The following is a 1,418-nucleotide window of genomic DNA, read 5'->3' as shown; positions in this document are numbered from 1 at the left end:
TGCGGGTGCGCTTTGAGCGCAGGGCCGATATTCACGAGGCGTTTCTCTTCCTGGGACTCGCACTCATTTGCTGGAGTGCCTTGGAGTGGGCGTAGGGCTTTTTGATAGAGCCTCTACTACTACAGCCGCATATCTTTACGGCGGCCCAGCCCCTCGCGCTCGATAATGACAGACCCTGGCCCGCGCCTGATGTCGTCGTCGCCAATCCGACCAGGCGATGACGGCATCCGGCGGGGCGCGTTCGCGCCACAACAGCGCCTCGAGCAGGCGCCGGATCTCAGGGGCGGTCAGTGCGATCCGCCCGGCGACAGCGCCCCCTTTTTCGCCCGCCGTTGCAGCACGACGAGGCAGGCATGGGCCAGCAGCGCAAGGGTGATATGGCGATGCCAAGCCGGCCAGCGGCGCACCTCATACTCGTCGAGCCCGCACTGCTGCTTGGCCAGCTCGAAGCCGACCTCGATCGCCCAGCGCTGCCCGGCGACCTTGGCCAGGCGCTCGAGCGTGGCCTCAGCGCGGGGCGCGAAGGCGATGTAGTAGGCCCGCTCCTCGGGGCGGTTGCAGTTGCGCCGCACCACCAGCCAATGCCCCCAGGTGCGCTCCTCGGCGCTGAGCTGCAGGCGCCACAGCGGCACCCAGGCCCACTCGAAGGTGCGCGCGCCCTTGCTCCCGGCGCCGACGGCGTGGCGTTGCCAGGCCGTCTCTGGCAGCGCCTTGGCCAGTGCCGCGACACGATGGGTCTGCGGGCCATCGAACCACACCGGTTCATTGCCCGCCACGGCGAGCACGAAGGGCTGTTGGCACGCCTCGAGCCACAGGCGCGGCTTGCGATCCTTGCCGTAGACGGCATCGCCCGTCACCCAGCCACAAGGCACCCCCGCATCGAGCGCGCGCTCGAGCATCGTACGCGCCAGGGCTGGTTTGGTCTGGAAGCGGCGTGCCTGCTCCGGGACACCGGCCTCGGCGCAGCGTGCCGGGTCATTCACCCAACACTTGGGCAGGTACAGCGCCCGATCGATGAAAGCCGCACCGTGCCGGCAGGCATAACACAGGAACACCCCGACTTGACTGTTCTCGACCCGGCCCGCCGTGCCGCTGTACTGGCGCTGCACCCCCACCGAGTGCGTGCCCTTCTTCAAGAAACCGGTCTCATCGACGATCAGCACCGCCTCGGCGTCGCCCAGCGCCTCGACGACGTAGGCGCGTAGCACTTCGCGCGCCGCCTCGGCGTCCCAGCGTGCCATGTTACGTTTTGTACGAAAAGTAATGCCTGATGCATCTACGGATGCAAGCAAGCGTGAACATTGCCGAGAAGCTAGTCGCCTAGTCGCCAACTTGTCGTAACGGGTGGCGATGCGTCGACAGGACTTGAGCCAGCCGAACAGCCGCTCGATGACGTTGCGCTTGCGATAGCTGGGCTT

General features: G+C 66.9%; 1 protein-coding gene and 2 pseudogenes. 1 reads left to right on the top strand and 2 read right to left on the bottom strand.

Going from position 1 to position 1,418, the window contains the following annotated elements:
* A pseudogene (locus tag EDC29_RS17215) lies at positions 1–95 on the top strand (IS5/IS1182 family transposase); the annotation flags it as partial.
* A gap of 192 nt (positions 96–287) precedes the next feature.
* Here the strand turns inward: EDC29_RS17215 and EDC29_RS17205 are convergent.
* Together EDC29_RS17205 and EDC29_RS17200 are read right to left on the bottom strand one after the other, a co-directional pair.
* Positions 288–1,241 carry an IS701 family transposase gene (locus tag EDC29_RS17205; RefSeq protein ID WP_242466085.1) on the bottom strand — a complete coding sequence of 318 codons (954 nt, stop codon included), beginning with the start codon at positions 1,239–1,241 and terminating at the stop codon, positions 288–290.
* Position 1,242: 1 nt separating this feature from the next.
* Positions 1,243–1,418 (bottom strand): annotated as a pseudogene (locus EDC29_RS17200) (transposase); the annotation flags it as partial.

Origin of the sequence: Marichromatium gracile (genome assembly GCF_004343155.1) — a bacterium.
GTDB classification, from domain to species: domain Bacteria; phylum Pseudomonadota; class Gammaproteobacteria; order Chromatiales; family Chromatiaceae; genus Marichromatium; species Marichromatium gracile.
The sequence above is the reverse complement of the archived record's forward strand: the minus strand, read 5'-3'. Positions and strand labels throughout refer to the sequence as shown.